The organism is Acinetobacter sp. YWS30-1 (assembly GCF_033558715.1).
Classification (GTDB): Bacteria; Pseudomonadota; Gammaproteobacteria; order Pseudomonadales; family Moraxellaceae; genus Acinetobacter.
In genome coordinates, this window is the sequence record NZ_CP114606.1 from 1,686,795 (window position 1) to 1,713,331 (window position 26,537).

The following is a 26,537-nucleotide window of genomic DNA, read 5'->3' on the forward strand; positions in this document are numbered from 1 at the left end:
CATCGTCATGAAGAACAACTTGTTGTGGATTCTTACCAATCGTCAATCTTTCGTTAAGGAGGTGATCCAGCCGCAGGTTCCCCTACGGCTACCTTGTTACGACTTCACCCCAGTCATCGGCCACACCGTGGTAAGCGTCCTCCCTAAGGTTAGACTACCTACTTCTGGTGCAACAAACTCCCATGGTGTGACGGGCGGTGTGTACAAGGCCCGGGAACGTATTCACCGCGGCATTCTGATCCGCGATTACTAGCGATTCCGACTTCACGCAGTCGAGTTGCAGACTGCGATCCGGACTACGATCGGCTTTTTGAGATTAGCATCTGCTCGCGCAGTAGCAACCCTTTGTACCGACCATTGTAGCACGTGTGTAGCCCTGGCCGTAAGGGCCATGATGACTTGACGTCGTCCCCGCCTTCCTCCAGTTTGTCACTGGCAGTATCCTTAAAGTTCCCACCCGAAGTGCTGGCAAATAAGGAAAAGGGTTGCGCTCGTTGCGGGACTTAACCCAACATCTCACGACACGAGCTGACGACAGCCATGCAGCACCTGTATCAGAGTTCCCGAAGGCACCAATCCATCTCTGGAAAGTTCTCTGTATGTCAAGGCCAGGTAAGGTTCTTCGCGTTGCATCGAATTAAACCACATGCTCCACCGCTTGTGCGGGCCCCCGTCAATTCATTTGAGTTTTAGTCTTGCGACCGTACTCCCCAGGCGGTCTACTTATCGCGTTAGCTGCGCCACTAAAGCCTCAAGGGCCCCAACGGCTAGTAGACATCGTTTACGGCATGGACTACCAGGGTATCTAATCCTGTTTGCTCCCCATGCTTTCGCACCTCAGTGTCAGTATTAGGCCAGATGGCTGCCTTCGCCATCGGTATTCCTCCAGATCTCTACGCATTTCACCGCTACACCTGGAATTCTACCATCCTCTCCCATACTCTAGCTAACCAGTATCGAATGCAATTCCCAAGTTAAGCTCGGGGATTTCACATTTGACTTAATTAGCCACCTACGCGCGCTTTACGCCCAGTAAATCCGATTAACGCTTGCACCCTCTGTATTACCGCGGCTGCTGGCACAGAGTTAGCCGGTGCTTATTCTGCGAGTAACGTCCACTTATCCCGGGTATTAACCAGGTAAGCCTCCTCCTCGCTTAAAGTGCTTTACAACCAAAAGGCCTTCTTCACACACGCGGCATGGCTGGATCAGAGTTGCCTCCATTGTCCAATATTCCCCACTGCTGCCTCCCGTAGGAGTCTGGGCCGTGTCTCAGTCCCAGTGTGGCGGATCATCCTCTCAGACCCGCTACAGATCGTCGCCTTGGTAGGCCTTTACCCCACCAACTAGCTAATCCGACTTAGGCTCATCTATTAGCGCAAGGTCCGAAGATCCCCTGCTTTCTCCCGTAGGACGTATGCGGTATTAGCGTCCCTTTCGGAACGTTGTCCCCCACTAATAGGCAGATTCCTAAGCATTACTCACCCGTCCGCCGCTAGGAATCAGGTGCAAGCACCCTATCCCCGCTCGACTTGCATGTGTTAAGCCTGCCGCCAGCGTTCAATCTGAGCCATGATCAAACTCTTCAGTTAAAATCATTTCGAACTTTATAAGTAAAGTTCTTAAACTTGGCTCATCAATTTTCTGACAAATATTTCTCAAATAAACTTCGAGTAATTTCTACCATTCAATCAATGAAAATAATTTCGATCAATCAACCAGTAAAAATCCACACAAGTTGTTCTTCATAATCTCTTAATGATCTCACTTAAAACCTCGTCAGTTTTAAGTTCCAACCCAATCACTTAACGTTTCGTTTCATGCATTGCGTTGGTGTGCTGCGTATTCTATACAGTTTCAGAACCAGTGCAAGAGCTTTTCTTAAAAATATTCAAAAAAGCGCATTGTACGTTTATTTTTTAATCTGAATTGCTATTTTTAGCAGTTTTAATGCTTTTTTCCAGTCATTTTCAGCCTAAAAGTTTAAGCAAATGTGAATTTCGACTGGTTTAGTTTTTATTAAAAGGGATCGTTGCATACGATCCCTTTTAATATTGAACAATAAATTTTAATTTGCCTGCTCGCCAAGCCAATTCATAAATTTTTGTCGTTCAGCTTTAGATGCCTGTTTCCACAACTGAATTAATTGCTGATCAAGCTGACCAACTGATACATTTTCCCGAACGTTTGCAGTAGCAACATTTGGTGTACTTGCAGTTTGAGTGTAGACCGCTGCCGGCTGATTTGTTGGAGTTATTACTTTATTCGTTGTCAAATCCACAGATTTTCCTAAAACGCTTTGCCCTAGTAATGGTTTCGCTGCATCTTTTGCTCCCGCCTGCTGAACCAGAAGCTGATTTTTTGCATCATATAAACCAATAATTGGCTGATCTTTATATTTTTTCGCTTCATCAAAATTTTTAGGCGCGTTAATTAAAGCCAATTTATAAGCTTCACCATCTTTAAGTTCTGGAGTTTTTACAGTTACTACGCCAGATTTTAAAATGTCATGAGAATTGTCATTGTGCTGGAAAAATTCAGTATAGCGAACACTAATCGCATTCGTACCAGCATCCAGTTTATAAGTTTGATCTGAGCGTAATAGACCTGAACGTACTTCCTGATCATTCACTGCGATTATCTTGATTTCTTCAGGTACGGTTAATGTCACGGCTGAAAAAGCTGATGTGCTGCTCAATAATGCAACTACAGCTGCTGTGATACGTAAATCCATGTCACTCACTCATTTTGGTTAATATATAAAATTTTCATTGCACTATGCCGTGTATAAATGACAATTCTATGACAAATGCTTTGTCTCTACAGTACTTTACTCAGCATTTATCAGACTATCTATCTTCTGATTTCTGCTATATCACACATAAAAAAAGAAGTACTTAACAGTACTTCTTTCTCATCTCTAAATCGATTATGCAAAGGTCTTAAATCGTTCTGCATCATCCATAAAGGTTTTTTCACCTGGAGGGGCTTCGATTGAACCAAATACCAATTGAGCACGAAGCTTCCAGTTCGATGGAATACTAAAAGTTTGCGCTACTTCTTCATCAATGATCGGATTGTAGTGCTGTAGTGATGCGCCAATATTATGTTCAGCCAAAGCTGTCCAGGTTGCAAACTGCGCAATACCGCTAGCATGCTCTGACCAGATCGGGAAATTATCTGCATACAGCGCAAATTTTTCTTGCATTCCTTTAATGACATTCTGGTCTTCATAAAACAGTGCAGTTCCATAACCTGCCGCGAAACCATCTATTTTGCTATTGGTAGCCTCAAAAGCATCTGCTGACACCAGGTCGCGTAAAGTTTCACGCACAATATGCCAAAAAGTATCATGTGATTGACCAAACAAGATCACCACGCGTGAAGATTGCGAGTTAAAAGATGATGGACTATGTTTCACCGCCTCTTTAATGATGTGCTCAATTTCTGCCTGATCCAGGCTGACATTTTTCCCAATGGCATAAATACTACGGCGTTTTTTAATATGATCTAGAAATGCCATGATCTCACCTCGTTCTATTCTGATTATTAAAAACCGATAAGATCATCCTAAGCATTTTCACTGCCTAAAACAGTCTTATTTCGATAACAATGTGTTTTATTTATAGAACATTCTCAGAGATACCAAGGTTGATACTTTGTATCAGTCACCTTAGCACATACTAATTTCAAGAATCACAGGTCTTAGCTAAATACCTGGAAGCTTTCTGGGTTTACAGACTCAATTTTATCTTCTATTGCTTCTTCAATTGAACCGAAACAGAGCTGAGCACGTAGCAACCAGTTTTCATCAATCTTATAATGCTCAGCTACAGGGTGATTGATCTGCGCATTATAATGTTGCAAAGAAGTACCTAGACCAGGATCTGCCAGCGCAGTCCACGCAGCAAACTGTACCATGCCAGAAGTCTGCTCTGACCACAGTGGAAAATCATCGGCACTAAATGGAATCTTTTTCTGTAATTGCTGAATGGCGCGCTGATCTTCATAGAATAAAATCGTGCCATAGGCATTTGCACATTGATCCAGCTTGATTCTAATCCCTTCATAGACCGATGCTGGCGTTGAACATCTTTCACAATGTTCCAGAATTGATGATGTGAATCGGCAAATAGCACGATAATGCGTGCACTTTGTGAATTATAAGCTGAAGGGCAACTATGCACAGCTTCCTGAATCAGCTCGGTCAGATAAGCTTGACTGAAATGCACACGCTTACCTAGCTGATAGATCCCACGACACTTTTTTTAATTTCTCAACAAAAGTGAATTCTAAATTTTCAACTACTTTACTCTTTTTAGGAAATTTAAAATCCTTAGTCAGGTCAGTTGTTAATACCTGCCCAATTTTATTGAGTAATGCCATTTTCTACCCTCTACATATAGCCTGAACTTCAATCACCAGGCAAATTCCATACAATATAATGTGTTTATTTAGGCAGGCAGGATTTGCTGTTTTTTTCATGCTGCTTTTTAGAGTATTCAAACTCCTTAAAAACAAAAAACTCCGCATTTAGCGGAGTTTATGTGATGCAAGTCGCATTAATTATTTTTCAGTTTCAAACAATGCCGCAACGAATGATTTTGCTGAGAATGGACGTAAGTCATCAATTTTCTCACCTACACCGATAAAGCGAATCGGTACATGCGTACGGCTGGCAATATTAAACAGCACACCACCTTTTGCAGTACCATCCAGCTTGGTAATGGTTAAACCCGTTAAACCTACTGCTTCATCAAACATTTCAACTTGATTAATGGCATTCTGTCCTGTACCGGCATCCACCACCAGCATCACTTCATGTGGCGCAGTCGCATCAATCTTCTGCATGACACGTTTAACCTTGGTCAATTCCTGCATCAGGTGACCTTTGTTATGCAAACGGCCTGCAGTATCTGCAATTAAAACATCCACACCTTTGGCACGTGCACTTTCGAAAGCATCAAAAATGACAGAAGCAGAGTCAGCACCATGACCTTGGGCTACGACGGCGATATTGTTGCGTTCACCCCAGATCTGTAACTGCTCAGTTGCAGCAGCACGGAAAGTATCACCCGCAGCCAGCATGACTTTTTTACCTTCGCCTTGCAGACGTTTTGCGAGCTTGCCAATGGTCGTGGTTTTACCTACACCATTTACACCCACGACCAGAATTACATATGGATTTTTGTTTGGATCGATATGCAGCGGTTTTACACGCGGAGCCAGCAGAGCGACCAGTTCTTCCTGAAGCGCTTTATACAGCGAGTGAGAATAAATCAGGTCACCGCGTGCAGTACGTTCAGTCAAATTGGCAATAATCGTTTTAGTCGCATCAACACCGATATCTGCAACCAAAAGCTGTTCTTCAACTTCTTCTAATAATTCATCGTCAATTTCTTTGCCACCAATCAGGATATTGACCATCCCATCGGCAAGATTTTTACGGGTTTTGGTTAAACCCTCTTTCATACGGCTAAAGAAACCGCCTTTTGTAGCAGGTTCTTCTTCCTGAGCTTCTGTCGCTACAGGTGCAGAAACCTCAGCAGTTGCGCTTGGTGTTTCTACAATTGGCACATTAACCGCAGGTAAACTCGGTAACGTGACATCATCATCTCCGATATCAGCATCAATCAAAAATTTGTTTTGCCCATTAGATTGCTGTTGCATGCCGAATCCTTGAAAAGCATTGCGTTAAAAAATTGAATTCTAGCATAACTTGCAGTGTTTTGAGCGGGCAATCCAATCCATGAATAAACAACCAAAAAATAACAGTGTTTGGTTGCTTTCAATACAAGATTTCTGAAAAATAATCCTAAATACAAATATCTATTCATTGGAAGACTTTGTGTCCCTATCTTTTTTTGCTATCTCCTCCTTATCCAGAATCATTAAACAACGGATTTCTCCAGCCGCTGTACTCCTCCTGAGTTTCGGTTTTAACCCCGTACATGCCGCAACCCAGAGTGAATTATCCCGCACCACCATCGAAACCTATTTAGGTAATGGCTTAAAAGTCATTATCCGGGAAGATCACCGCTCCCCGATGGTGATGACACAGATCTGGTATAAAGTCGGTAGTAGTGACGAGTCCGGCAATATTCTCGGTGTCTCTCATGCTTTGGAACATATGATGTTTAAAGGCACGAACAAAGTTCCCAATGATGAATTTACCCGCCTGAGCCGGATTTATGGGGGCAGTATTAATGCCGCAACCTTTACCAATTACACGAACTATTATCAGCTCTATCCCAAAGCTTATTTTCCGATGGCGCTCGAACTCGAATCTGACCGCATGAACAACCTCTTGTTACGCCAGCAAGATTTTGATCCGGAAATTAAAGTGGTAATGGAAGAACGGCGTCAGCGTACTGATGATAATCCGCGTGCCCAGGCATTTGAACGCTTTAGATGGATCAGTTATCCCACCAGTCACTATCGTCAGCCCGTGATTGGTCACATGAAAACGCTTAATAATATTCAGCTGAGTGATGTTAAAAAATGGTATCGAGACTGGTATAGCCCGAATAATGCCATTCTGGTGATTGTCGGTGATTTAGATGTGCAAGAAGCTCTCGTTCAGGTACAGAAATATTTCGGTGATATTCCGGCGCGTCCCACACCCTCACGTAATGATGTACTCGAGTTTGAGCGCTTAGGCTATCGTCATATGGAAATTGAGAGCAATGTTCAAGTGCCTAATCTGTATATGACATGGAATGTAAAATCTTTGGCTACCGCCAAGAATCCTCAAGATGCCTATGCCTTAGCCATTATCCGCAGCCTGCTGGATAGTGGAATTTCTTCCCGCCTGCAGGATCGTCTGGTTCGCGACCGCAAAGTGCTTACTTCTGTGAGTGTGTCTTATGATCCTTATAACCGTGGAGATAGCCTGTTTGGTATTTCCGCACTTCCGGCTCCAGGCGTTAACCTGGCAGAAGCACAAACGGCCATCCAGAAAGAAATTGATTTATTAAAAACTGAAGCTATTTCTGAGTATGAACTGGCACAGATCAGCACACGCTTTATTTCAAATCTGATTTATAGTCAAGACAGTCTGAGCGGACAGGCCAAAATGATTGGAAACCTTGAAGTAAACGGATTGAGTTACCGCCTGATGGATGAACTGCCTCAGCATTATGACAGTGTCCGTGCAGAGGACATTCAGCGGGTTGCTAATGCCTATTTTGTCCGTGAAAATTTAAGTACGCTCTACCTTTTGCCTGAACAGAAAGCTCAATAATGGTTATTACAATGTCTAAAGTTCGCTCTCTTATCCTTTTAACCAACCTAAGCCTCAGTTCAAGCCTTTGGGCAGAAAATTATTTAAATACCCAGCCTGATCTGAATGATAATCCCAGTCAGTTACAAGCGATCCCTCTCCTGCAAAGTTTAAAAAACATTAATCAAAAGCAGGCATTTCAAGCACCTTTTATTCATGACCTGAATAATCACTACAAAGTTCGCACTTTATTTGTTGAAACCCGTGATTTACCTATGGTCGATATTCAACTGACCTTTAATGCCGGATCAGCACGAGATCAGGAAATTGCTAAAGGTTTATTTGGCTTATCCAGCACAGCAGCCAAACTGATGCGCGAAGGAACAGATAAATATACGGCCGCACAGGTAGCTTCAGTCTTTGATGCCACAGGCGCACAATTTAGCGTACAGGCTTATCGCGATATGTTTGTCGTTCGCCTTAGAACTTTGTCAGATCCCAAGAAAATGGAACCTGCCTTGGCCATGATGATGGAAGTTCTCAAAAATGCCACATTCAAGCCTTCCAGCATTCAGCTAGCACTCAGCAATACTCAAGTAGGACAAAAACAGCTTCAGGAAAATCCAAGTAAACTGATGGATATCCGGTTTTATCGGGCATTGTATGGACAACATCCTTATGCCGAACCCATTACCGGCACCATTGGCAGTACCAAAAAAATTACGGCTGATTTACTGAAAAAATTCCGCGACCAGTTTCTGGTGGCACAAAATATGAATATTGCAATTACTGGCAAACTGAGTCCTAAACAGGCACTGGAACTTTCTGAACGAATTGCAGGCAATTTGCCTCAAGGACAGAAAGCTATTGCATTAACTGAACCTGAAGAAAAATCGGGTTTTGATATCGTGCATTTGCCTTATAACTCATCCCAAGCGCATGTGACCTTCGGCCACTTAGGACCAAACCGTTTTACTGAAGATCGGCTTGCTCTAGAAGTGGCTAATCGCATGTTTGGTGGTAGCGGATTTAATGCAGTATTAATGCAGGAATTAAGGGTAAAACGCGGCTATACCTATGGTGCTTATAGCACATTCAGCTTTAGTCAGGCACCCGGTATATTTAGCTTCCGTTATTCCACTAGACAAGATCAATTGCTAGATAGCATTCAGGTCGCCCATCAGGCTTTTATCAACTTTGTAAATCAGCCGATTGATACTAAGCGCCTAGAAGAAACCAAAGCCGGGATGTTAAGAGCATTTCCGAATAATTACAGCAGCAATGCCACGATCAATGCCCAGTTAGGCACGATGGGCTTTTATGCAGAGCAAGCCGACTATCTGTCACGCTATCCAGAACGTCTAGCCAAAATTACCGCAGCAGATGTGCAAAATGCCGTGCGCAAACATCTGCATCCAGAACGCTTGACACTGGTCGTGGTAAGTCAAGAATTAGATAAAGAAGCATTAAAACTACGACTGGAACAGAACTTGTTAGATCCTTCTACACCACTGCCGAATACGATTCCAATACTTAAGGCATATCCACAGAAACCGGCGGAAGCTGACGAGCCCGTAGAGATTCCTGCTGATACGCCTGCATCAATTTAAGATATTGACCGCGATGGATGCGTTGCTGTTGCAGCAAAGTCTGAGCCATATCCTGGGTTTGGGGTAAGCTCTGCTGTTCTGCAAGTTGCTGAAGTAAATTAAATTGGGAAGTCGTCAGTGGACGATAAATGGCAAATGTAGCCAGACATAAAATTAATGCCACAATAGAAATAACAACCGCATTATAAATCTGTTCAAGCTTAATTTTATTCAGAAAATCGCTTAATTTTTTGCTATCTATAGCCATACACTACCTCAAGTTGCAGCTAGTGTATGGCTGGGCCCCATGAAGTTCAAGTCAAAGATTGAATGACCAGTATAAATACACATCTCGATATGACTATAAATCGGTTAGGATTTCAACAATTCGTACACACTCCAGGCAATGACCATAGCCACCAGACCTAAAACCAGTAAAATTGCAAACTTGCTTAAGCCGGCTTCTGCTTCAGGTGGATGCAGTCGATCTTCATCTGCAATTCGGACCAATTCATCATTATAGTGACTATAAAACTCTGCACGCTGGGTTTCGTCCAGAGCGCGGGTAAAATCATAAACTTCTTTACGTTGAGCCAGACTATAATCACCTAGATGGGTATATTTGTCATAAATTGCCTCATCCAGTTTTTTACGGTGTACATGCGCCAATTCTGTAATCTGACTGGCTGTTGGGGGCATATCAAAACTGAGCCCTTCAAGAGTTCTTTGCATCATGTTGTTCTCCTTTTCTTTTGTTCTATTGTTAAAATCTATACCAACCAAACTTCCAAGTGTGTATAGTTTGATCGTACAAACTATAAATTAAGTAAACAGGAAAGCTGATATAGTTGACTTTTCCATTATTCTGTAATATTAGTTTAATAATACTAAGTTATATTTGTATTTAGACTTAAAAGTCTATCCGAAATCATAATTAAAATTAAGGAGTTTTTATATTATGCAGAATATCTCTCAACATGATTTGGAACATCTGTATGCAGATGCAGTGAATACTATTCAATCGCAAATGAACTTTGTCGATGCAGTAAAACAATTAGAAGATGCAGCGCGCGCCGGTCACGGTAAAGCAGCTCTCTTTTTAGCTGAACTGTATTATCAGGGTTTTCGTGTAGAACGAGATTCACTCAAAGCACAATACTGGCAGAACATGGCCACCATGCAAGCCTGAAGAAACGTCACCTCGGTGACGTTTTTTTATGCCATTTTTTCGAAATACTGCAATTAAGACATAATTTATTACGATTGCTTGCAAAGCTGAAACAGTAATTTCACTTGAACTTTCTAGAATAGAGCTGAACTCTAATAGCACTTTATTTTAACGACAATGCGAAAAATTATTCAATACGACCCGATTTGTAAAAACTTTCTTTTGAGGCTGACCATCCTCAAATCTATGATGTATTGCGGCGTTTTGTGGGGCGTCTATCATCAGGGTTGGGCGATGATGCGTGATCAGGAAGATTATATTTTTCCATTCTGGCTTAATTCTCTGGATGCCAAAAATTATGCCAAGGAACATTGGCCAGGTTATGTACCCCGTAGAATCAACCCGGAAGATTTCGAAAACAACTTATTACCTACACTGTCCCGACTAGCCGTGACACCTACTTTATGTAGCGGCAATGGCACTAAACTAAAGTTATCCATTCCACAGATGCGCCACCTGTTTTTTTCACAACAAAGACTGCACTTTGCCTAAAAACATGTTATTTATAAAGACATAAAATAGACACCTAGAGATGTTCAGCTGGATACATACTCTAGGACTAATAATAATTAGATAAAAAGGACTCAATAGAATGACCAACGTAGCACAAGTGCTCGGTGATAAAGTACATCAGGCAGTTTATACCATCCGTCCAGACTCTACAGTTTTAGAAGCAATTAGCCTGATGGCAGAAAAAGGAATCGGGGCGCTGGTCGTTACCCACGAAGATAGTGTGGTCGGCATTTTGTCAGAGCGTGATTACACCCGTAAAATCGCATTGATGCAAAGAACCTCTTTTGATACCACGGTCAATGAAATTATGACACCTAAAGTCATAACCGTGACTTCTGCAACTTCTGTTGAAGACTGCTTAGCATTAATGACTGACCGCCATTTACGCCACTTACCTGTAGTTGAAAATGACAAACTGATTGGCCTGATTTCGATTGGTGACTTGGTCAAAGCTGCAATGGAAGATCAACGTAAGCTGATTGATCAGTTACAACAATATATTTCAGGCTAAAATTCTTTCTTAGTTGAATACGTAAATTAAGACTCAAACTCAAAATGTCATTACAAACAAATGACAATGTCATATCAAAACCAGATTAGATATAAAAAATCCCAGCCTTAAGACTGGGATTTTTTGATTATTAGATCAAATTAAAGACCGAGTTTCTCTGCGACATAGTCAGAGTCTTTATCACCACGACCTGAAAGATTCACTACAATCTTAGTCTCTTTAGGCAGTTTACCCGCTTCACGAATTGCCCAAGCCACTGCATGTGAACTTTCTAATGCTGGCACAATTCCCTCAACGCGTGACAGGGTCATAAAGGCATCCAGACACTCCTGATCTGTTGCTGTAGTGTATTCCACACGACCTAGATCTTTCAGCAGGCTGTGCTGTGGCCCTACGCCTGGATAATCCAGCCCAGAAGCAATCGAATGTACAGGTAAAGGCTCACCCTGCTCATCTTCGAGTACATAACAGGCCATACCATGCAACTGGCTTGGTTTACCCAAAGTCAGCGTTGCGGAATGCTTATCAGTATTTAAGCCATGACCTGCAGGCTCTACCCCCACCAGTTTCACTTCTGGATCATTTAGAAATGCCGTGAATGCACCCATAGCATTTGAACCACCACCCACACATGCCACCACATAATCTGGGTTTGCACCGAAGCGTTCATTGGTTTGAACCTTAATTTCATCGCCAATAATGGACTGGAAATCACGCACCATCATTGGGAATGGATGTGGTCCTACCACCGAACCAATCGCATAGATATAGTTTTTCGGATCTTTCAAGTATTCTTCAAAAGCACTGTCGACTGCATCTTTAAGGGTCGCAGTACCACGCGTCACAGAAATCAGCTTAGCACCCAAGATTTTCATCTTTACGACGTTTGGATGTTCTTTTTCGATATCCACCTGGCCCATATGAATTTCACATGGAATACCCACCAAAGCACATGCAGTAGCCAATGCTACACCATGCTGACCTGCACCGGTTTCTGCAATGACTTTGGTTTTACCCATATATTTCGCCAGCAGTGCTTCACCCAGGCAGTGATTGATTTTATGTGCACCGGTATGATTCAGGTCTTCACGTTTTAAATAGATCTGTGCTCCACCTAACTGGTCAGAAAGGCGTTTAGCATGAAACAAAGGGCTAGGACGGCCGACATAGTTAGCAAACAGGTCTTTTAATTCATTTTGAAATTCTTCAGTTTGACGGATTTCCTGATAGGCAACATTGATGTCATCCATGGCCTGTTTTAGATCCGGTGGAATGAACTGACCGCCATATTGACCAAAGAAACCCTCTTCATTGGGCAACGCAATACCATTAATTTGATGAGCCATAATAATTCCTGAATATTGGAATAAGGTATAATAAGTGACTTTATACTAGAATAATTCGTTTTAAAGCACTAATAACTATAGATAAAGTCACTTATAGATAAATGGAATCAACGCGCCAGATATTTGGTCATATCCTCAATACCTTTTAAGGTCATTGGAAACATATGATCTTCAAAGATTTGCTTAATCAGGCCAATAGTATGCGTGTAATGCCAGTATTTTTCTTCTTCAGGATTGAGCCAAGCGGTTTTATCAAAATGCTGACGCAGACGCTGTAACCAGACCTGTCCTGCCTCATCATTCATATATTCGACCGAACCACCGACGGAGTTCAACTCATAGGGTGCCATGCTGGCATCACCCACTACAATCACCCGGTAATCCCGTCCATAGGTATTGAACAGATCCCAGGTATTCATGCGCGAGCTGGAACGACGGACATTATCTTTCCAGACATAGTCGTATAGACAATTATGGAAATAGAAATATTCCAGAGTCTTAAATTCGGTCTTAGCGGCGCTAAACAGTTTTTCACACTGAGCGATATGCGCATCCATTGATCCACCGATATCAAACAGCATTAGTACTTTAATACGGTTACGACGCTCCGGCACCAATTGCACATCCAGAATCCCCTGTTTGGCGGTTTCACGAATAGTACTATCAATGTCCAGTTCTTCAGCCGCACCCTGACGAGCGAACTTACGCAAATGGCGCAGTGCCATCTGCATCTGACGACTACCAAGAATCTGATCATCATCCAGATTACGGTATTGACGCTGTTCCCAGACTTTGACGGCGGAACGTTTACGCCCCGGCCCGCCAATGCGCACACCTTCAGGATGATCACCATAGGCACCAAATGGCGATGTGCCACCAGTACCAATCATCTTATTCCCGCCCTGATGTTTTTTATGCTGTTCGCGCAAGCGTTCTTCCAGCATTTTCATCAGTTCTTCCAGCGATCCGGCTTTTTTCAGTTCTTCACGCTGTTCAGGGGTTAAGTGCTTTTCCAGAAGTTCCAGATCAAACCAGTCTTTGGGTAGTTTATGCACCTGATTCAGCAGTTCATCCAGATCAAAAGTCGCGATACCATCAAAGTAATCTTTCATGGCGCGATCGAACTTGTCGAAGTAGCGCTCGTCTTTGACCATCACAGTTTTAGCAAGCTGATAGAACTCGCCCTGATCAGCAAAAACCACGCCTGCCGCCACCGCTTGATTCAGATCAATCAGCTCACGGGTGGAAACTGGTACGCCATATTTTCTGAGGGTATAAAACAATCGCACAAACATGCGTGTTTCTCCCTTAGCGACGCGACATAAAGGCTAGACGTTCAAGCAGTTGTACATCCTGCTCATTTTTGATCAGCGCGCCGTACAAAGGCGGAATCGCTTTGGACTTGTCGGTATTTCTTAAAATGTCTTCCGGCATATCATCTGCCATGAGTAGGCTTAGCCAGTCGATCAGTTCTGAAGTTGAAGGTGGTTTTTTCAAGCCTGGAATCTGACGTAACTTGAAGAAGACTTGCAGAGCTTCATTCACCAGCGTTGCTGAAATATTCTCAAAATGCACATCGATAATTTCACGCATGGTCGCTTCATCCGGAAACTCGATATAGTGGAAGAAACAACGGCGCAAGAAAGCATCTGGAAGCTCTTTCTCGTTATTTGAAGTGATGATGACAATCGGACGCTGGGTAGCAGTAATGGTTTCACCCGTTTCATAAACGAAGAAAGACATCTTGTCGAGTTCATGCAGCAAGTCATTTGGGAACTCGATGTCTGCTTTATCGATCTCATCAATCAGCAATACACAGCGTTCTTCACTGGTAAATGCTTCCCAGAGTTTACCCGGCTTGATGTAGTTCTTGATGTCATAAACGCGATCATCACCTAACTGACTATCACGTAAGCGTGATACCGCATCATATTCATACAGGCCCTGCTGTGCCTTGGTCGTTGATTTGATATGCCAGGTAATCAGCTTCAGTTCAAGGCTTTGTGCCACCTGTTCAGCCAACAAGGTTTTACCTGTACCCGGCTCACCTTTAACCAGCAAGGGTTTTTGCAAACTACGCGCAGCTTTCACAGCTAGTTTTAAACTGTCAGTGGCAATGTACTGATCCGTACCTGAAAATTGTTGAATATCAGCAGACATGATTGAACCTTATTTTTCTATTTACAGCGGTGAACTTTTCTTGTTTGACCCAAGACCCGTTTTACTGGATGCATAGGTCGACCAGCAATAGCCAATCACAGACCCGATACCAATGACAAATAAAATAAGTGACGCATTAATCCAAACGAGTTCATATTCCTTGGTCAGAATACCAAACAGCAGCCCGAAAATAGCAGGTGCAACTGAAGCATTACTGCCTTCAGAAACGGTTGGGGTTAATAGCACGGCAAAGGCTAACAACCATAAAAAACCGCCCATTGCCTTTGGCATGCGCTTGGTCACGCCATACCAGCAGGCTAACGCAATCAGACTGCCCAGCAGATACACTGCAAACGCAATACTCTGGTCAGGAATTGAGTCCAATACAGCTACAAAACCATTCATTTCACAACTCCTGAACTGAGCTTAAGCCCCACGAAGACCTTCTGGCGCTGGCGCATTCGGGTTAATCAAACCTTCTGGTGGCATTTGCAGGAAGAAACCACGAGTAGAAATTGAATCCATCACATGTAAAACATTGGCACGTGCCAGTTTACGCGATTCACTCAATTCAAGATGCATGACAAAAGTCGCACGACCAAAAGCAACACGTACCGGTTCAGCCAATACCTCTAGTGGTTCAAATGTTTCGGCTTCGTTCTCATCTGCAGGACGCGCCACATAAAGATACATTTCATCTTTTTTGCTAGATTTGTAAATAGACACTTGCATGTTTCAAACGACTTTTCTGAAAAAACAATCGCAAGGATACATCAAAAAAACGACAGAAACATTAGCCGCCTCCAATGCATCAGTCGTGATTTTGTATAATTGCTTTATCTTTAATCAATCCAGTAAAAATCACTCAACCACTTTCATCTGGGTCGACAGATAAGACTCATCCTGATGCAATACCTTAATTAGCGGCAGAGTTAATAACTCATAGCGCCAACCGAGCAAGTAGTTTGGCAGATCCTGTTCATCCTTATGACATACTACATGCTGATATAAGGCATTCAGCCATTTCTTGCGCATCAGCACTTCTTTCGGTACGGAGATTTCATTGGATATATTCTGGATCATTGTTTCAACCTTCTCGCCAATCTCTCTGGATGAATGGCGGATTGGGCGTGCCAGACGTAATGGCCAGTCGGCTTGGTCAGGCAGGAATTTCAACAGATCCAAAATGGTCTTGCCATGTTCACGGACAATATTGGCCCGGATGTCTTTCATCTGACTGAGCTGGAAATTATTGCGCGGGAATTTCTCTACCAGATCAATCATGGTCGAGTTTTTCAGAATAAAACTACGCGGCTGATTCAACGCCTTGGCAATCTGCTCACGCCATACAGCCAGTTGTTGCAACTGCATTAATTGACGGCGTGAATGACGATAATTACCGACATCCTGATAAAGTAAGGCAGTCGGTGTTTCTTCACCAATTTCATGGGTCAGAAAACGGCAATCCTCAAGAGCGAAATCGAGCAGATATTTGCTTTCCAGATCCTGTTTGACCTTATCCGACAGTTGCACCAGATAATGCACATCATTGGCTGCATACAGTAACTGCTCAGAGCTTAAAGGCCGTGCCAGCCAGTTAGAGCGGGTCTGATCTTTTTCAATATCGACATCCAGCATCTGTTTCAAGGCATTCTGATAGCTGACCTGCAAACCATGTCCGAGGAATGACATGCCGACCTGTGTATCAAAGACATTGCTCAGGGCTTTTTTCTGGGTGTAATGATAAATCAGGTCAATATCTTCACTGCAGGCATGGAAAATATTCTGTTGAGCATTAAAGATCTTGTTCAGAAATTCACTCAGATCCAGTGTTGTTCCATCCAGCAAATAGACATTGTTATTGACATTGATTTGAAAAACACCAAGTTTTGGCCACAAGGTGTCTACCTTAATGAATTCTGTATCCAGGCCATAGACCGGATTTTGATCCATAAGATTCAGGACATGATTTAAGTCGTGCTGATGTTGAATAAATTGAAACATAAAGACTGAGTCTAAAATTAGATGCTCGATGAAGCTATATTACCCGATATATAGAATTTTTATATAAAAATATGACAACCAAATCACACTTTTTGTTCCATATTTTTCGAATATAGCTTATCTAGTTTATATTTTTAATAATATATTTTTTATATTAAGAGAATATAATTAATATTTCACTTAATTCGCATCCGGTTATGCACTGCCTGACTCAATGTATGACTATCGACATACTCCAGTTCTCCGCCTTGAGGCACCCCTTGAGCGATACGCGTCATTTGCACCGGTAAATGTTTACTGGCTTCAACCAGATAATGTGCGGTTGCTTGTCCTTCAACAGTCGCATTGGTAGCCAGAATCACTTCCTTGATCTGTCCCTGACTTAAGCGTTGCAGTAAATAGGGAATACCGATTTCTTCAGGCCCGATTCCATCTAGAGGTGACAGATGACCACCCAGAACATGATATTTACCGCGGAAACTGCCGCTTTGCTCAATTGCCATGACATCTGCCGGTGATTCCACGACACAAAGCAGTTCATCATCACGCTCAAGTGAGGTACAGATATTACAGACTTCATCTTCCGTCAATGAATGGCAGATCGAGCATTCATGAATGTGATCGGTTGCTTCAGTTAAGGCATGTGCCAGACCGATCGCCCCTTCACGATTTTTCATGATTAAATGCAAAGCCATACGCTGGGCCGATTTCGGCCCAACGCTTGGCAAAATGCGTAATGCTTGAACCAGTTGATCAAAACGATCACTAAACATTGCGCATACTTCCTTAGAATAAACCAGCCAGACCAGGTGGTAAGCCCATACCTGAGTTTGCAGATTTCATTTTCTCTTCAGAGATCGCTTCTGCTTGACGCGCTGCATCATTCATCGCTGCTGCAATCAGATCTTCGATCATATCTGGATCGTCCTGTAAAAGTTCAGGATTGATCTCGATACGTTTCACCACATTGCGGCAAGTCATGGTGACTTTCACCAGACCGCCACCAGCCTCAGCATGCACTTCAGTTTGCGCAAGCTCTTCTTTGGCTTTTTTCATGTTGTTTTCGACTTCTTTTTGCATGCGCTGTGCTTGCTGCATCAACATATTAATGTTCATAAAGATCTCCGAACATATATTTATAAAATTAGATTAGATCTAAACCGCGTGTAATGTCGCGAATAATATCATCAATCTCTTCCAAACCAACAGAAACGCGAATTAAACCTTCACGGATACCCGCTGCTGCTTTGGCTTCTGGAGACAATTTGCCATGTGTGGTTGTTGCTGGATGAGTAATCGTTGATTTCACATCACCTAAGTTACCAGTGATTGAAATGAACTGGGTATTGTCAATTACTTTCCAGGCACCTTCACGACCGCCTTTCACTTCGAAAGATACGATACCACCGAAACCGGTTTGTTGTTTTGCAGCCAGTTCATGACCGATATGCTCAGGCAAACCTGCATAGTAAACTTTTTCTACTTTCGGATGTGCATTTAAGAATTCTGCCAGTTTTTGTGCATTGGCAGAATGTTCACGCATACGTAAACGTAAAGTTTCTAGACCTTTCAGGAATACCCAGGCATTAAACGGGCTCATAGAAGGACCGGTAGTACGTACATAACCGAAGATTTCTTCAAGCAGTTTGTGGTTACCTACTACAGCGCCACCGAGTGCACGGCCTTGGCCATCCAGATATTTAGTCGCAGAATATACGACTAAGTCTGCACCAAATTTGAGTGGTTGTTGTAACACTGGTGTACAGAAGCTGTTGTCAATCGCGAGCAATGCATCATTGGCATGTGCAATATCTGCCAAAGCCTGAATATCTGCCACTTCAGCCAATGGGTTTGACGGAGATTCAACAAAGAGTAATTTGGTTTCTGGCTTGATGGCATTTTTCCATGCATCCAGATCAGTCAAGTCGACAAACTCAACTGCGACACCAAATTTAGCCACGTATTTCTCGAATAAAGAAACTGTTGAACCAAATACGGCACGTGAACAGATCACATGATCGCCCGCTTTCAGGTAAGCCATCACCACAGCCATAATTGCAGCCATACCAGAGCTGGTCGCAACAGCGCGTTCTGCGCCTTCTAAAGCAGCCAGACGCTTTTCAAACATGGCAACAGTTGGATTGGTAAAGCGAGAGTAAATATTACCCGGCTCCTGGCCTGAAAATTTTGCTGCAGCTTCAGCCGCATTTTCATAAACAAATGACGATGTTAGAAAAATCGGTTCACCATGCTCACCCTCAAAGCTGCGGGTGTGACCGGTACGGATGGCTAAAGTTTCTAATTGATAGTTAAAATCGTCTTGCTGGCTCATCACTTTACTTCAGCCCAAAGGCTGCCTTTTGTAAAAAATTGCCAACATTTTGAGCGTCTAAGCTATTTCAGGTCAAGGCATAATAAGCAATTATTGCTTAGACTTCGACCAATTCTCCTTTGTATACGGATAAATTATTTACATGATTCAGTTAAAACAAAATATTCAACGCCAGAAGAAAAAATTAAAACACCTGAATGCGCGGTTATTTAACTCGTCTTCCCTGATTCTTTCGCAAAAAACACCCTTTGAATATATTGCTGCGACTGAGTTCTGCAAAATTCGCTATTATGCAGCACCTGAAAAAAAGTACCGTGAGCCGTTAGTCTTTGTTGCCCCTCTTGCGATCAATATGGATATTTATGATCTGTATCCTTACCGTTCACTAGTCAAGCATTTTCAGCATAGCGGTTTTGATGTCTATTTAGTGGAATGGAAACGTTTCCGTTATAAACACCGTCACTTGAACTTTCTGTCTTTTATTGACGGCGCGATTCCTCAGGCGATTGAACGGATCTGCTCGCATTCAGGCAGTCAGTTTATTTCCCTGCATGGCTGGAGCATGGCAGGAATTTTCGTCACGCTTTATACAGCATTGCATTCGCCTGAACATGTTAAAAACCTGATTGTGCTGGGCAGTCCGATTGACAGTTATGCTTCAGGTCGAGTCGGCAAGTTATTTAGTACCACCAATAAGCTCATTTCTAAAAATAAAAACCTGCAACAGGCCATTCACCAAGGATTGATTCCCAAGGAATATATTCATTCGCCCGGCATCATCAATGCATTGGGATTTAAGCTGCTTGATCCGATTGGCTGGTTTAAAAGCCAGAAGCAGTTTTTGATGAACCTAGAAAATGTTGAAGATGTCTATGAACATGCCACCATGGGCAATTTTCTGAACAAGATGATTGATTATCCGGGCGGAATCAATCAGGACATGGTGCTGCACTTATGGCTGCAAAATCCTTTAAAAAATGGCTCAATGACTTTAAACGGCCGAACGATTGACCTAAAAAATATTAATTGTTCCTTACTGGTCGGGGCTGGGAAAACCGATCAGATTGTTACGGAACAGTCAGCTAAACCTTTGATGGAATTGACAAGTAGTACCGATAAGACGTTTACTCTTATCCCGGGTGGTCATCTTGGACTGATGTCCAATCAGAAAACAGCCAATACATTCTGGCCGAAACTGACCACCTGGCTGGCACAACGCTCAACCCGGATAGATGCTTAAATCCGGAAGAGCCGGCAATTTTCAGGTATTTATTATTTTATTCAGAGGGTATGACATGATTCAGTCAGTGGCATTTATTGGTTTAGGCGCAATGGGTTATCGCATGGCAGCGCATTTACCCAAGCATTTTGAGACAGTTTATGTCTGGAACCGTACTTTTGCCAAGGCTGAAGAACATGCTGCTGAATATGGCACCCAAGCTGTCGCTTTAGAACAGGCAGTTCAGGCAGATATTATTTTTTCCTGCCTGCCGACCAGTGCCGATGTTGAAGCATTAGTCCAAGGCCTCAGCCTTAAAGCTGGCAGTATCTGGGTAGACTGTACCAGCGGTGTTCCTGACGCTGCCCGACGCTTAGAAGAAGCACTGGCTGAACAGGGTGTGATTTTCCTGGATGCGCCTGTGAGTGGCCAGACCATTGGTGCGGAAAATGGCACATTGACTGTGATGGTCGGCGGTAATGCGGAAGGCTTTGAAAAAGCCCTGCCAGCGATGCAGGCGTTTGGCAAATTGATCAAGCATGTGGGGACATCAGGTGCCGGCTTTGCGGTAAAAGCGGTAAATAATATGTTACTGGCTGTAAACCTGTGTGCAGCAGCAGAAGGCTTTACCACGCTGAAAGCGCACGGCGTTGACCTGAATGAAGCGCTGGATTGTATCAATGCATCAAGCGGTAAAAGCAATGTGACTGAAACCGTTTTACCACAGCGTGTTTTGAACCGTAGCTTCCCTGTTACCTTTGCCCTGCCTCTTTTAGCCAAAGATACCGGCATTGCACTTGATCTTGCGCGCGATGCCAAACTGGCAGTACCACTTCTCGCTTTAGGTCAAAGTCTGGTGCAAGCTGCTAGCAATCTGTCGGATAAAAATAGTGACTTTTCCAGTGCTGTAAAAATGTATGAATCATGGAGTAATATTACCATTGAGTAATATCTCGCCATTGAATAATAATAAACAAACCTAATATTGTGACTATAGACTAGCCACATGCAGTGATACCTGAGGAAACTCTTATGAATAAGTTATTTGTTGCAGCACTCGTCGGTTCTGCAACTTTGTTTGGGGCTTCAACATCGGTTCTTGCATCTGAACAGGAATGCAAAAAATTGAAAAATGACCATGATGTCATTTATGCATCAAAAGGTTTCTGTTTCAAGGATCCTGAAGCAAAAGCAAAGTTTAATGACAATTGCTACACAACCAAGCCAAAATTTTCAGAAAAAGAGCAGCAACGTCTTGACGCGATCAAAGAACGTCAGAAAGAATTGAACTGTAAATAATACAATTCAATTCTGCTCAAGGAATGCACTTATGACTTACGATGACCAAAATATTTTTGCACGAATTCTGCGTGGTGAACTTCCAGCAATTAAAGTGTATGAAGATGACCAAGTTCTTGCATTTATGGACATCATGCCACAGGCCGATGGTCATACTCTGGTCATTCCTAAAACTCCAGCAATCACCCTGCTTGACCTGGATCCTGAAGTTGCAGCCTATACCATTCAGGTGGTGCAAAAAATTGCCAAAGCGATTGAAAAAGGTTTAGGTGTAGATGGCATTGTACTCATGCAGCTCTCTGGCGCTGCGGCGGGTCAGACTGTTCCGCATGTTCATTTCCATCTGGTACCTACCTCTTTGCACAATCTCGGCAAACATGCTGCACAAATGGGTGATCAGGAAAAAATCAAACAACTGGCAGAGAAAATTAAAGCTGCTCTTTAATTCATTCTTCGTCCTTAAAAATGGAGCTTCGGCTCCATTTTTTATGCCTTATTTTTCATTTTTTATCACCATTCATAAATACAGTATTCCTCTTAAATGACTTTATTAAAACCGCATTACTCATCTACTGGATCAGCGTTAACTAAAGCAAAAAAATCCTGCACAGAATCTTAAAAATTAAAATTGCTCCCTTTTTAGATTTCATAGATCTGCAATATTTCCTTAACCATACTGACTTATTCATCCTCAATACTGAGCACCAATACAGGATGGTAGCCAAGACCGAGCTACTGCATACACCTCAAAAGACCTAAAAAAGTCTGATTGGAGCTTTATATGAAAAAATCACTTTGCATTTTCGCAATTGGGGCAAGCGTTTTTACACCGCTCATGGCAGTCGCTGCTGATGTTAAAGTCTATGGCCGTGCACATGTGTCTTTAGATTATCTGGATGATGGCCAGGATTATAGTGAAATTGGAATTTCCTCCAATGCATCACGCCTTGGATTTAAAGCTGAACAAACACTTGAAAATGGCATGACCGTATTTGGCCAGATTGAGCAGGAAATTAACTTTGCCAGTGGCTCTGCAAATGATGATGTCGAGTTTGCTACTCGTGATACCTTTGTCGGTTTAAAAGGTGAGTTCGGTCAGGCACGGATCGGCCGTTTCGATAGTCCATTTAAAGTGGCACGCAGTCCAGTTAACTTCTTTGGAGATATGGTCGGCGATGTACGTAACGTGACCCGTGTAGGGAATCTGCGTTTTGATGAACGTAATGCCAATAGCATTGAATATAAATCACCAAAATTCGGCAATGGATTTAATGTTCTGGGTGCACTTTCCCTACATGAAGCCAACAGCCCGGATGCATCTAAGAATGGTGAAAAAGATAAAGATAAGGCTTATGACCTTGCCCTTACCTACCAAAAAGATAAAGTTGATTTTGCAGCGGCATATGAACATTATGAAGAAGAAGCCAGTCGTGGTAAACGTGATGGTTTCCGGATTGCAGGTGCCTACAAAATCACGCCAGACTTGAAACTCGGTGGTCTGTATCAGTTCCTTCAGCATGACAATACCGAAGTCAATCCTGATGCTCAGGTCTTTGGCATCGCGGGTGAATATAAATTAGCAGCCAAAACCTCATTGCGTGGACAGGTCTTTCACCGTGATGTAGATGCCGATGATGCCAATGCTACTTTACTGGCGATTGGAATTGAACATCGTCTTGACCCAGCAGTCCGCATCTACAGCAATCTGGCCAGTGTATTAAATGATGAAAACTCAAATCTGACACCTTGGGCACAAGGCCGTAGCAATGCAGTGGCTGGCGCACGTGGTGAAGACAGCTTCGGACTATCGGTCGGTATGCGTTACGACTTCTGAAGCCCTCCCCAATTCCATATTAGAAAAGAGCCTGCCTGATGCGGGTTCTTTTTTATTTTTTAATTAATCCCGACTATTTTAATTAGAATAAAAACTGAATAAAAACCCCAGCAAAATAATCAGGATTAATATACTTGAAAAATAAATTCCAACCATTTTAATCAGATTAAAATAATCTATTGTTACAAAAAACAATCACAAATATTTAGAATAATTATCAAACTTTTAATTAAATATTATTAATATTTTCAATAACTTATAAATATATATTTATTTAAACTATTTGGTCTATTTATTTTTTAGTTACAATCGATTAATAATATATAACAAACCACATAATAGGCTTGTTCACATGAGCTTAGTTTCTAAAAATTTAAACCAAAAAACAGTAAGAGAGATTACTGCGATTTTAATTATCAAGATCATTCTACTTCTGGTAATTAAAAATATTTGGTTTGATGCGCCTACTATTCCAAAAGATTTTGACACTCAAGTCGCCGAGCGTATCGCCGGCAATCCTTCCCAAATCAAGGAGACACGTTGATGATTTCTGAAAGCGTGGTCGATCTTTCGCGGTTCCAGTTCGCTATGACCGCGATGTATCACTTTATTTTTGTTCCACTGACCTTAGGCTTGGCATTTCTGCTTGCCATTATGGAAACCACCTATGTGATTTCCGGCAAAGAAATTTACAAGGACATGACTAAGTTTTGGGGAAAACTGTTCGGGATTAACTTTGCCTTAGGGGTAACCACAGGCTTGACCATGGAGTTCCAGTTCGGAACCAACTGGGCATATTATTCGCATTATGTGGGTGATATTTTCGGTGCACCATTGGCTATTGAAGGTTTGATGGCCTTCTTCCTTGAATCTACTTTCATTGGTTTATTCTTCTTCGGTTGGGACCGTTTATCCAAAGTACAGCATCTGGGCGTGACCTGGTTAGTTGCACTGGGATCTAACATGTCTGCACTGTGGATTCTGGTTGCCAATGGCTGGATGCAAAACCCGGTTGGTTCAGCATTCAACTATGAAACCATGCGTATGGAAATGGTGGACTTTGCAGCACTGATCTTTAACCCGGTTGCACAGGTTAAATTCGTACATACTGTTTCTGCAGGTTATGTGACTGGTGCCATCTTCGTACTGGCGATTTCAAGTTACTATATGCTGAAAAAACGTGACTTGCCATTTGCACGCCGTTCATTTGCGATTGCTGCCATTTTCGGCTTAGCGTCAACTCTTTCTGTGATCCTGCTGGGCGATGAGTCTGGTTATGAAATTGGTGATGTACAGAAAACCAAACTGGCTGCGATTGAAGCAGAATGGGAAACTGAACCAGCACCTGCAGCATTTACTTTATTTGGCTTCCCAAATAAAGAAACCATGTCTACCGATTATGCTGTGAAAATTCCTTATGTTATGGGGATTATCGCTACACGTTCTGTAGATACGCCTGTTACCGGTATTAAAGACCTGCTGGTTGAACATGAAGGTCGTATCCGAAACGGTATGGTGGCTTATGAACAACTGGAAAAACTACGTGCTGGTGATCAGTCTCCTGAGCTGAAAGCTGCATTTGCAGAAACTCAAAAAGATTTGGGCTACGGTCTGCTTCTGAAAAAATATACTGCAAATGTTGTAGATGCTTCTGACGAGCAAATTAAGGCAGCAGCAAAAGATACTATTCCACATGTACCAAGCCTGTTCTGGGCATTTCGTGCCATGGTCGCTTCTGGCTTCCTGATGCTGGTTCTGTTTGTTCTTGCGACTTTTGCGGTGGCTAAACGCAATGCAGAAAACAAACCTTGGTTATTAAAATTTGCATTATTTGCACTGCCGCTTCCATGGATTGCGGCACAAACTGGCTGGTTTGTTGCTGAAGTAGGTCGTCAACCTTGGACCATTGGTGAGGTTCTGCCTACACACCTGTCGACTTCAAGCTTAAGCACAGGCGATGTATGGGGATCAATCATTGCATTAGCAGCGTTCTACACTGTACTGCTGATCATTGAAATGTACTTAATGATTAAATTCTCACGCCTTGGCCCAAGTTCTCTACATACTGGTAAATACCACTTCGAGAAACTTGAAGCTGCAAAAAAGGCAAATGAGGAGGCTCAAGCATGATCGAATATGAATTACTCAAAATAATCTGGTGGGTACTGGTTGGCGTCTTGCTGATTGGTTTCGCCCTGACTGATGGCTTTGATATGGGCTCCATGGCGATCATGCCATTCGTGGGTCAGAATGATGAAGAACGTCGTGCGGCAATCAATACGATTGCCCCGCATTGGGATGGTAACCAGGTCTGGTTTATTACTGCGGGTGGTGCCCTGTTTGCTGCTTGGCCAATGGTTTATGCAACTGCCTTTTCTGGTATGTACTGGGCACTTCTGCTTGTTCTGTTTGCCTTATTCCTGCGTCCAGTAGGATTCGACTATCGCTCCAAACTGGAAAATACCAAATGGCGTAATGCCTGGGATTGGGGCCTAGCAGTTGGTGGTGCTGTGCCTGCACTGGTTTTCGGTGTCGCATTCGGCAATATGTTCCTGGGTGTTCCATTTACATTAGACGAAACAGTTCGTTCGACTTATTCTGGCAGCTTCTTTGCCCTGCTCAATCCATTTGCACTGGTATGTGGTGTTGTCAGCTTATCTATGCTGTGTGCACACGGTGGTGCATGGTTGATGCTACGTACAGATGGCGATTTACGTGAACGTTCTGCCAAAGCAACCAAAATCATGGGGATTGTTTATCTGGTAGCTTTCCTGGCAGTCGGTGCATGGTTATATTTCGGTGGTATCCAGGGTTATACCCTAGTGACTCCTTACGAAACTAACGGTATCGCTAATCCACTAGCAAAAGAAGTACTGACCAATGCCAACCCAGGCTGGATGAACAACTACAGCACTTATCCAATCACGATACTGGCACCAGTTGCAGGTATTTTAGGTGGCATTATTGTGGTATTGGCTGCATCTAAAGCCAAAGCAGGTTTGAGCTTCTTGGGTTCATCTTTAGCAGTGATCGGTGCAATTTTGACTGCCGGTTTTGCCCTGTTCCCATTCCTGATGCCTTCAAGCATTAATCCGGTTGCAAGCTTAACCATGTGGGATGCGGTCTCCAGCCAAAATACCTTAACTGTGATGACTGTGGCTGCATGCATCTTCGTTCCACTGATTCTGTGCTACACCACTTGGTGTTACTACAAGATGTGGGGCGTGATTACCAAAAAACATATTCAAGAGAATTCACACAGCCTGTACTAAGGCTGTGT

At 42.8% G+C, this 26,537-nt stretch carries 27 protein-coding genes, 1 rRNA gene and 1 pseudogene; 13 read left to right on the top strand and 16 right to left on the bottom strand.

The genetic code is table 11. The features are described from left to right. Nucleotides 1–54 precede the first annotated feature (54 nt). The 5 genes and pseudogenes from O4M77_RS07895 to ftsY form a co-directional block, all read right to left on the bottom strand. Nucleotides 55–1,592 (bottom strand): 16S ribosomal RNA (locus O4M77_RS07895). Between the two features lie 476 nt (nucleotides 1,593–2,068). Then, a complete protein-coding gene (locus tag O4M77_RS07900; protein WP_200228644.1) occupies nucleotides 2,069–2,734 on the bottom strand; it encodes a DUF2057 domain-containing protein in 666 nt (221 codons plus the stop codon). A 195-nt stretch (nucleotides 2,735–2,929) separates the two neighbouring features. Continuing rightward, nucleotides 2,930–3,523: a nitroreductase family protein gene (locus O4M77_RS07905; protein ID WP_004783692.1), complete on the bottom strand. Its 594-nt coding sequence runs from the start codon at nucleotides 3,521–3,523 to the stop codon at nucleotides 2,930–2,932. A 182-nt stretch (nucleotides 3,524–3,705) separates the two neighbouring features. Further along, a pseudogene (locus O4M77_RS07910) lies at nucleotides 3,706–4,386 on the bottom strand (nitroreductase family protein). Nucleotides 4,387–4,566: 180 nt separating this feature from the next. After that, nucleotides 4,567–5,670 carry a signal recognition particle-docking protein FtsY gene (gene ftsY / locus O4M77_RS07915; RefSeq protein ID WP_034171087.1) on the bottom strand — a complete coding sequence of 368 codons (1,104 nt, stop codon included), beginning with the start codon at nucleotides 5,668–5,670 and terminating at the stop codon, nucleotides 4,567–4,569. A 232-nt stretch (nucleotides 5,671–5,902) separates the two neighbouring features. Between ftsY and O4M77_RS07920 the strand changes: the two genes are divergently transcribed. Next, a complete protein-coding gene (locus O4M77_RS07920) occupies nucleotides 5,903–7,243 on the top strand; it encodes a M16 family metallopeptidase (protein ID WP_416359253.1) in 1,341 nt (446 codons plus the stop codon). Nucleotides 7,244–7,254: 11 nt separating this feature from the next. Beyond that, complete coding sequence (locus tag O4M77_RS07925) at nucleotides 7,255–8,832, top strand: pitrilysin family protein (RefSeq protein WP_323713295.1); 1,578 nt, start codon at nucleotides 7,255–7,257, stop codon at nucleotides 8,830–8,832. Here O4M77_RS07925 and O4M77_RS07930 read toward each other — a convergent pair. Both O4M77_RS07930 and O4M77_RS07935 read right to left on the bottom strand, forming a co-directional pair. Beyond that, nucleotides 8,756–9,079 carry a hypothetical protein gene (locus O4M77_RS07930; RefSeq protein WP_323713296.1) on the bottom strand — a complete coding sequence of 108 codons (324 nt, stop codon included), beginning with the start codon at nucleotides 9,077–9,079 and terminating at the stop codon, nucleotides 8,756–8,758. The genes O4M77_RS07925 and O4M77_RS07930 overlap by 77 nt on opposite strands. Before the next feature lie 104 nt (nucleotides 9,080–9,183). Then, on the bottom strand, nucleotides 9,184–9,546 hold the full coding sequence (locus tag O4M77_RS07935; protein WP_081402667.1) for a hypothetical protein: 363 nt from the start codon (nucleotides 9,544–9,546) through the stop codon (nucleotides 9,184–9,186). Between the two features lie 220 nt (nucleotides 9,547–9,766). On the opposite strand from O4M77_RS07935, the gene O4M77_RS07940 reads away from it, so the two are divergent. The 3 genes from O4M77_RS07940 (at nucleotide 9,767) to O4M77_RS07950 (ending at nucleotide 11,063) form a co-directional block, all read left to right on the top strand. After that, nucleotides 9,767–10,000 (top strand): hypothetical protein, encoded by a 234-nt coding sequence (locus O4M77_RS07940; protein WP_034171084.1) that lies wholly within the window; start codon nucleotides 9,767–9,769, stop codon nucleotides 9,998–10,000. 156 nt (nucleotides 10,001–10,156) lie between these two features. Then, nucleotides 10,157–10,531 (top strand): DUF2750 domain-containing protein, encoded by a 375-nt coding sequence (locus O4M77_RS07945; RefSeq protein WP_034171083.1) that lies wholly within the window; start codon nucleotides 10,157–10,159, stop codon nucleotides 10,529–10,531. A 100-nt stretch (nucleotides 10,532–10,631) separates the two neighbouring features. Further along, nucleotides 10,632–11,063, top strand: a complete 432-nt coding sequence (locus O4M77_RS07950) for a CBS domain-containing protein (RefSeq protein ID WP_125279146.1) — start codon at nucleotides 10,632–10,634, stop codon at nucleotides 11,061–11,063. 140 nt (nucleotides 11,064–11,203) lie between these two features. On the opposite strand, the gene trpB is transcribed toward O4M77_RS07950, so the two are convergent. From trpB to O4M77_RS07995, 9 genes are all read right to left on the bottom strand, one after another. Continuing rightward, complete coding sequence (trpB, locus tag O4M77_RS07955) at nucleotides 11,204–12,409, bottom strand: tryptophan synthase subunit beta (protein WP_125279145.1); 1,206 nt, start codon at nucleotides 12,407–12,409, stop codon at nucleotides 11,204–11,206. 107 nt (nucleotides 12,410–12,516) lie between these two features. Beyond that, complete coding sequence (locus O4M77_RS07960; RefSeq protein ID WP_323713297.1) at nucleotides 12,517–13,704, bottom strand: vWA domain-containing protein; 1,188 nt, start codon at nucleotides 13,702–13,704, stop codon at nucleotides 12,517–12,519. A gap of 13 nt (nucleotides 13,705–13,717) precedes the next feature. Continuing rightward, nucleotides 13,718–14,569, bottom strand: coding sequence for a MoxR family ATPase (locus tag O4M77_RS07965; RefSeq protein ID WP_323713298.1), 852 nt, complete (start codon nucleotides 14,567–14,569; stop codon nucleotides 13,718–13,720). A gap of 21 nt (nucleotides 14,570–14,590) precedes the next feature. After that, nucleotides 14,591–14,974, bottom strand: coding sequence for a hypothetical protein (locus O4M77_RS07970; protein ID WP_180003755.1), 384 nt, complete (start codon nucleotides 14,972–14,974; stop codon nucleotides 14,591–14,593). A 21-nt stretch (nucleotides 14,975–14,995) separates the two neighbouring features. After that, nucleotides 14,996–15,301 (bottom strand): YcgL domain-containing protein, encoded by a 306-nt coding sequence (locus O4M77_RS07975; protein ID WP_004783715.1) that lies wholly within the window; start codon nucleotides 15,299–15,301, stop codon nucleotides 14,996–14,998. 129 nt (nucleotides 15,302–15,430) lie between these two features. Beyond that, on the bottom strand, nucleotides 15,431–16,573 hold the full coding sequence (locus O4M77_RS07980) for a ribonuclease D (protein ID WP_005235921.1): 1,143 nt from the start codon (nucleotides 16,571–16,573) through the stop codon (nucleotides 15,431–15,433). A gap of 176 nt (nucleotides 16,574–16,749) precedes the next feature. Beyond that, on the bottom strand, nucleotides 16,750–17,346 hold the full coding sequence (gene recR / locus O4M77_RS07985; RefSeq protein WP_125279141.1) for a recombination mediator RecR: 597 nt from the start codon (nucleotides 17,344–17,346) through the stop codon (nucleotides 16,750–16,752). 13 nt (nucleotides 17,347–17,359) lie between these two features. After that, entirely contained in the window at nucleotides 17,360–17,689 is a 330-nt protein-coding gene (locus tag O4M77_RS07990; protein ID WP_125279140.1) for a YbaB/EbfC family nucleoid-associated protein, read from the bottom strand. A gap of 28 nt (nucleotides 17,690–17,717) precedes the next feature. Continuing rightward, nucleotides 17,718–18,905 carry an O-succinylhomoserine sulfhydrylase gene (locus O4M77_RS07995; protein ID WP_323713299.1) on the bottom strand — a complete coding sequence of 396 codons (1,188 nt, stop codon included), beginning with the start codon at nucleotides 18,903–18,905 and terminating at the stop codon, nucleotides 17,718–17,720. Nucleotides 18,906–19,047: 142 nt separating this feature from the next. Here O4M77_RS07995 and O4M77_RS08000 point away from each other — a divergent pair, with 142 nt between their 5' ends. From O4M77_RS08000 to cydB, 8 genes are all read left to right on the top strand, one after another. Beyond that, the gene (locus O4M77_RS08000; protein WP_323713300.1) at nucleotides 19,048–20,145 is read left to right on the top strand and encodes an alpha/beta fold hydrolase; all 1,098 of its coding nucleotides are present in this window, start codon (nucleotides 19,048–19,050) and stop codon (nucleotides 20,143–20,145) included. A gap of 55 nt (nucleotides 20,146–20,200) precedes the next feature. After that, nucleotides 20,201–21,073: an NAD(P)-dependent oxidoreductase gene (locus tag O4M77_RS08005; protein ID WP_166134859.1), complete on the top strand. Its 873-nt coding sequence runs from the start codon at nucleotides 20,201–20,203 to the stop codon at nucleotides 21,071–21,073. A gap of 83 nt (nucleotides 21,074–21,156) precedes the next feature. Next, complete coding sequence (locus O4M77_RS08010; RefSeq protein WP_159124442.1) at nucleotides 21,157–21,423, top strand: YARHG domain-containing protein; 267 nt, start codon at nucleotides 21,157–21,159, stop codon at nucleotides 21,421–21,423. A gap of 31 nt (nucleotides 21,424–21,454) precedes the next feature. Then, on the top strand, nucleotides 21,455–21,868 hold the full coding sequence (locus O4M77_RS08015; RefSeq protein WP_180012916.1) for an HIT family protein: 414 nt from the start codon (nucleotides 21,455–21,457) through the stop codon (nucleotides 21,866–21,868). Nucleotides 21,869–22,204: 336 nt separating this feature from the next. Beyond that, on the top strand, nucleotides 22,205–23,257 hold the full coding sequence (locus O4M77_RS08020; protein ID WP_323713301.1) for a porin: 1,053 nt from the start codon (nucleotides 22,205–22,207) through the stop codon (nucleotides 23,255–23,257). A 352-nt stretch (nucleotides 23,258–23,609) separates the two neighbouring features. Then, nucleotides 23,610–23,801, top strand: a complete 192-nt coding sequence (gene cydP, locus O4M77_RS08025) for a cytochrome oxidase putative small subunit CydP (RefSeq protein WP_004783737.1) — start codon at nucleotides 23,610–23,612, stop codon at nucleotides 23,799–23,801. Beyond that, nucleotides 23,801–25,387, top strand: coding sequence for a cytochrome ubiquinol oxidase subunit I (locus tag O4M77_RS08030; protein ID WP_125279135.1), 1,587 nt, complete (start codon nucleotides 23,801–23,803; stop codon nucleotides 25,385–25,387). Before cydP ends, O4M77_RS08030 begins: the two co-directional genes overlap by 1 nt. After that, nucleotides 25,384–26,529, top strand: a complete 1,146-nt coding sequence (gene cydB, locus O4M77_RS08035; protein WP_180003736.1) for a cytochrome d ubiquinol oxidase subunit II — start codon at nucleotides 25,384–25,386, stop codon at nucleotides 26,527–26,529. The genes O4M77_RS08030 and cydB overlap by 4 nt, the downstream gene beginning before the upstream one ends. Nucleotides 26,530–26,537 lie beyond the last annotated feature (8 nt).

Excerpts from the sequence above, each read along its gene's own strand:
- O4M77_RS07900 (WP_200228644.1), bottom strand. The coding sequence starts at position 2,734 with ATGGATTTACGTATCACAGCAGCTGTAGTTGCATTATTGAGCAGCACA.
- O4M77_RS07905 (WP_004783692.1), bottom strand. The coding sequence starts at position 3,523 with ATGGCATTTCTAGATCATATTAAAAAACGCCGTAGTATTTATGCCATT.
- ftsY (WP_034171087.1), bottom strand. The coding sequence starts at position 5,670 with ATGCAACAGCAATCTAATGGGCAAAACAAATTTTTGATTGATGCTGAT.
- O4M77_RS07925 (WP_323713295.1), top strand. The coding sequence starts at position 7,255 with ATGTCTAAAGTTCGCTCTCTTATCCTTTTAACCAACCTAAGCCTCAGT.
- O4M77_RS07930 (WP_323713296.1), bottom strand. The coding sequence starts at position 9,079 with ATGGCTATAGATAGCAAAAAATTAAGCGATTTTCTGAATAAAATTAAG.
- O4M77_RS07935 (WP_081402667.1), bottom strand. The coding sequence starts at position 9,546 with ATGATGCAAAGAACTCTTGAAGGGCTCAGTTTTGATATGCCCCCAACA.
- O4M77_RS07945 (WP_034171083.1), top strand. The coding sequence starts at position 10,157 with ATGCGAAAAATTATTCAATACGACCCGATTTGTAAAAACTTTCTTTTG.
- O4M77_RS07950 (WP_125279146.1), top strand. The coding sequence starts at position 10,632 with ATGACCAACGTAGCACAAGTGCTCGGTGATAAAGTACATCAGGCAGTT.
- trpB (WP_125279145.1), bottom strand. The coding sequence starts at position 12,409 with ATGGCTCATCAAATTAATGGTATTGCGTTGCCCAATGAAGAGGGTTTC.
- O4M77_RS07960 (WP_323713297.1), bottom strand. The coding sequence starts at position 13,704 with ATGTTTGTGCGATTGTTTTATACCCTCAGAAAATATGGCGTACCAGTT.
- O4M77_RS07965 (WP_323713298.1), bottom strand. The coding sequence starts at position 14,569 with ATGTCTGCTGATATTCAACAATTTTCAGGTACGGATCAGTACATTGCC.
- O4M77_RS07970 (WP_180003755.1), bottom strand. The coding sequence starts at position 14,974 with ATGAATGGTTTTGTAGCTGTATTGGACTCAATTCCTGACCAGAGTATT.
- O4M77_RS07975 (WP_004783715.1), bottom strand. The coding sequence starts at position 15,301 with ATGCAAGTGTCTATTTACAAATCTAGCAAAAAAGATGAAATGTATCTT.
- O4M77_RS07980 (WP_005235921.1), bottom strand. The coding sequence starts at position 16,573 with ATGTTTCAATTTATTCAACATCAGCACGACTTAAATCATGTCCTGAAT.
- recR (WP_125279141.1), bottom strand. The coding sequence starts at position 17,346 with ATGTTTAGTGATCGTTTTGATCAACTGGTTCAAGCATTACGCATTTTG.
- O4M77_RS07990 (WP_125279140.1), bottom strand. The coding sequence starts at position 17,689 with ATGAACATTAATATGTTGATGCAGCAAGCACAGCGCATGCAAAAAGAA.
- O4M77_RS07995 (WP_323713299.1), bottom strand. The coding sequence starts at position 18,905 with ATGAGCCAGCAAGACGATTTTAACTATCAATTAGAAACTTTAGCCATC.
- O4M77_RS08000 (WP_323713300.1), top strand. The coding sequence starts at position 19,048 with ATGATTCAGTTAAAACAAAATATTCAACGCCAGAAGAAAAAATTAAAA.
- O4M77_RS08005 (WP_166134859.1), top strand. The coding sequence starts at position 20,201 with ATGATTCAGTCAGTGGCATTTATTGGTTTAGGCGCAATGGGTTATCGC.
- O4M77_RS08010 (WP_159124442.1), top strand. The coding sequence starts at position 21,157 with ATGAATAAGTTATTTGTTGCAGCACTCGTCGGTTCTGCAACTTTGTTT.
- O4M77_RS08015 (WP_180012916.1), top strand. The coding sequence starts at position 21,455 with ATGACTTACGATGACCAAAATATTTTTGCACGAATTCTGCGTGGTGAA.
- O4M77_RS08020 (WP_323713301.1), top strand. The coding sequence starts at position 22,205 with ATGAAAAAATCACTTTGCATTTTCGCAATTGGGGCAAGCGTTTTTACA.
- cydP (WP_004783737.1), top strand. The coding sequence starts at position 23,610 with ATGAGCTTAGTTTCTAAAAATTTAAACCAAAAAACAGTAAGAGAGATT.
- O4M77_RS08030 (WP_125279135.1), top strand. The coding sequence starts at position 23,801 with ATGATTTCTGAAAGCGTGGTCGATCTTTCGCGGTTCCAGTTCGCTATG.
- cydB (WP_180003736.1), top strand. The coding sequence starts at position 25,384 with ATGATCGAATATGAATTACTCAAAATAATCTGGTGGGTACTGGTTGGC.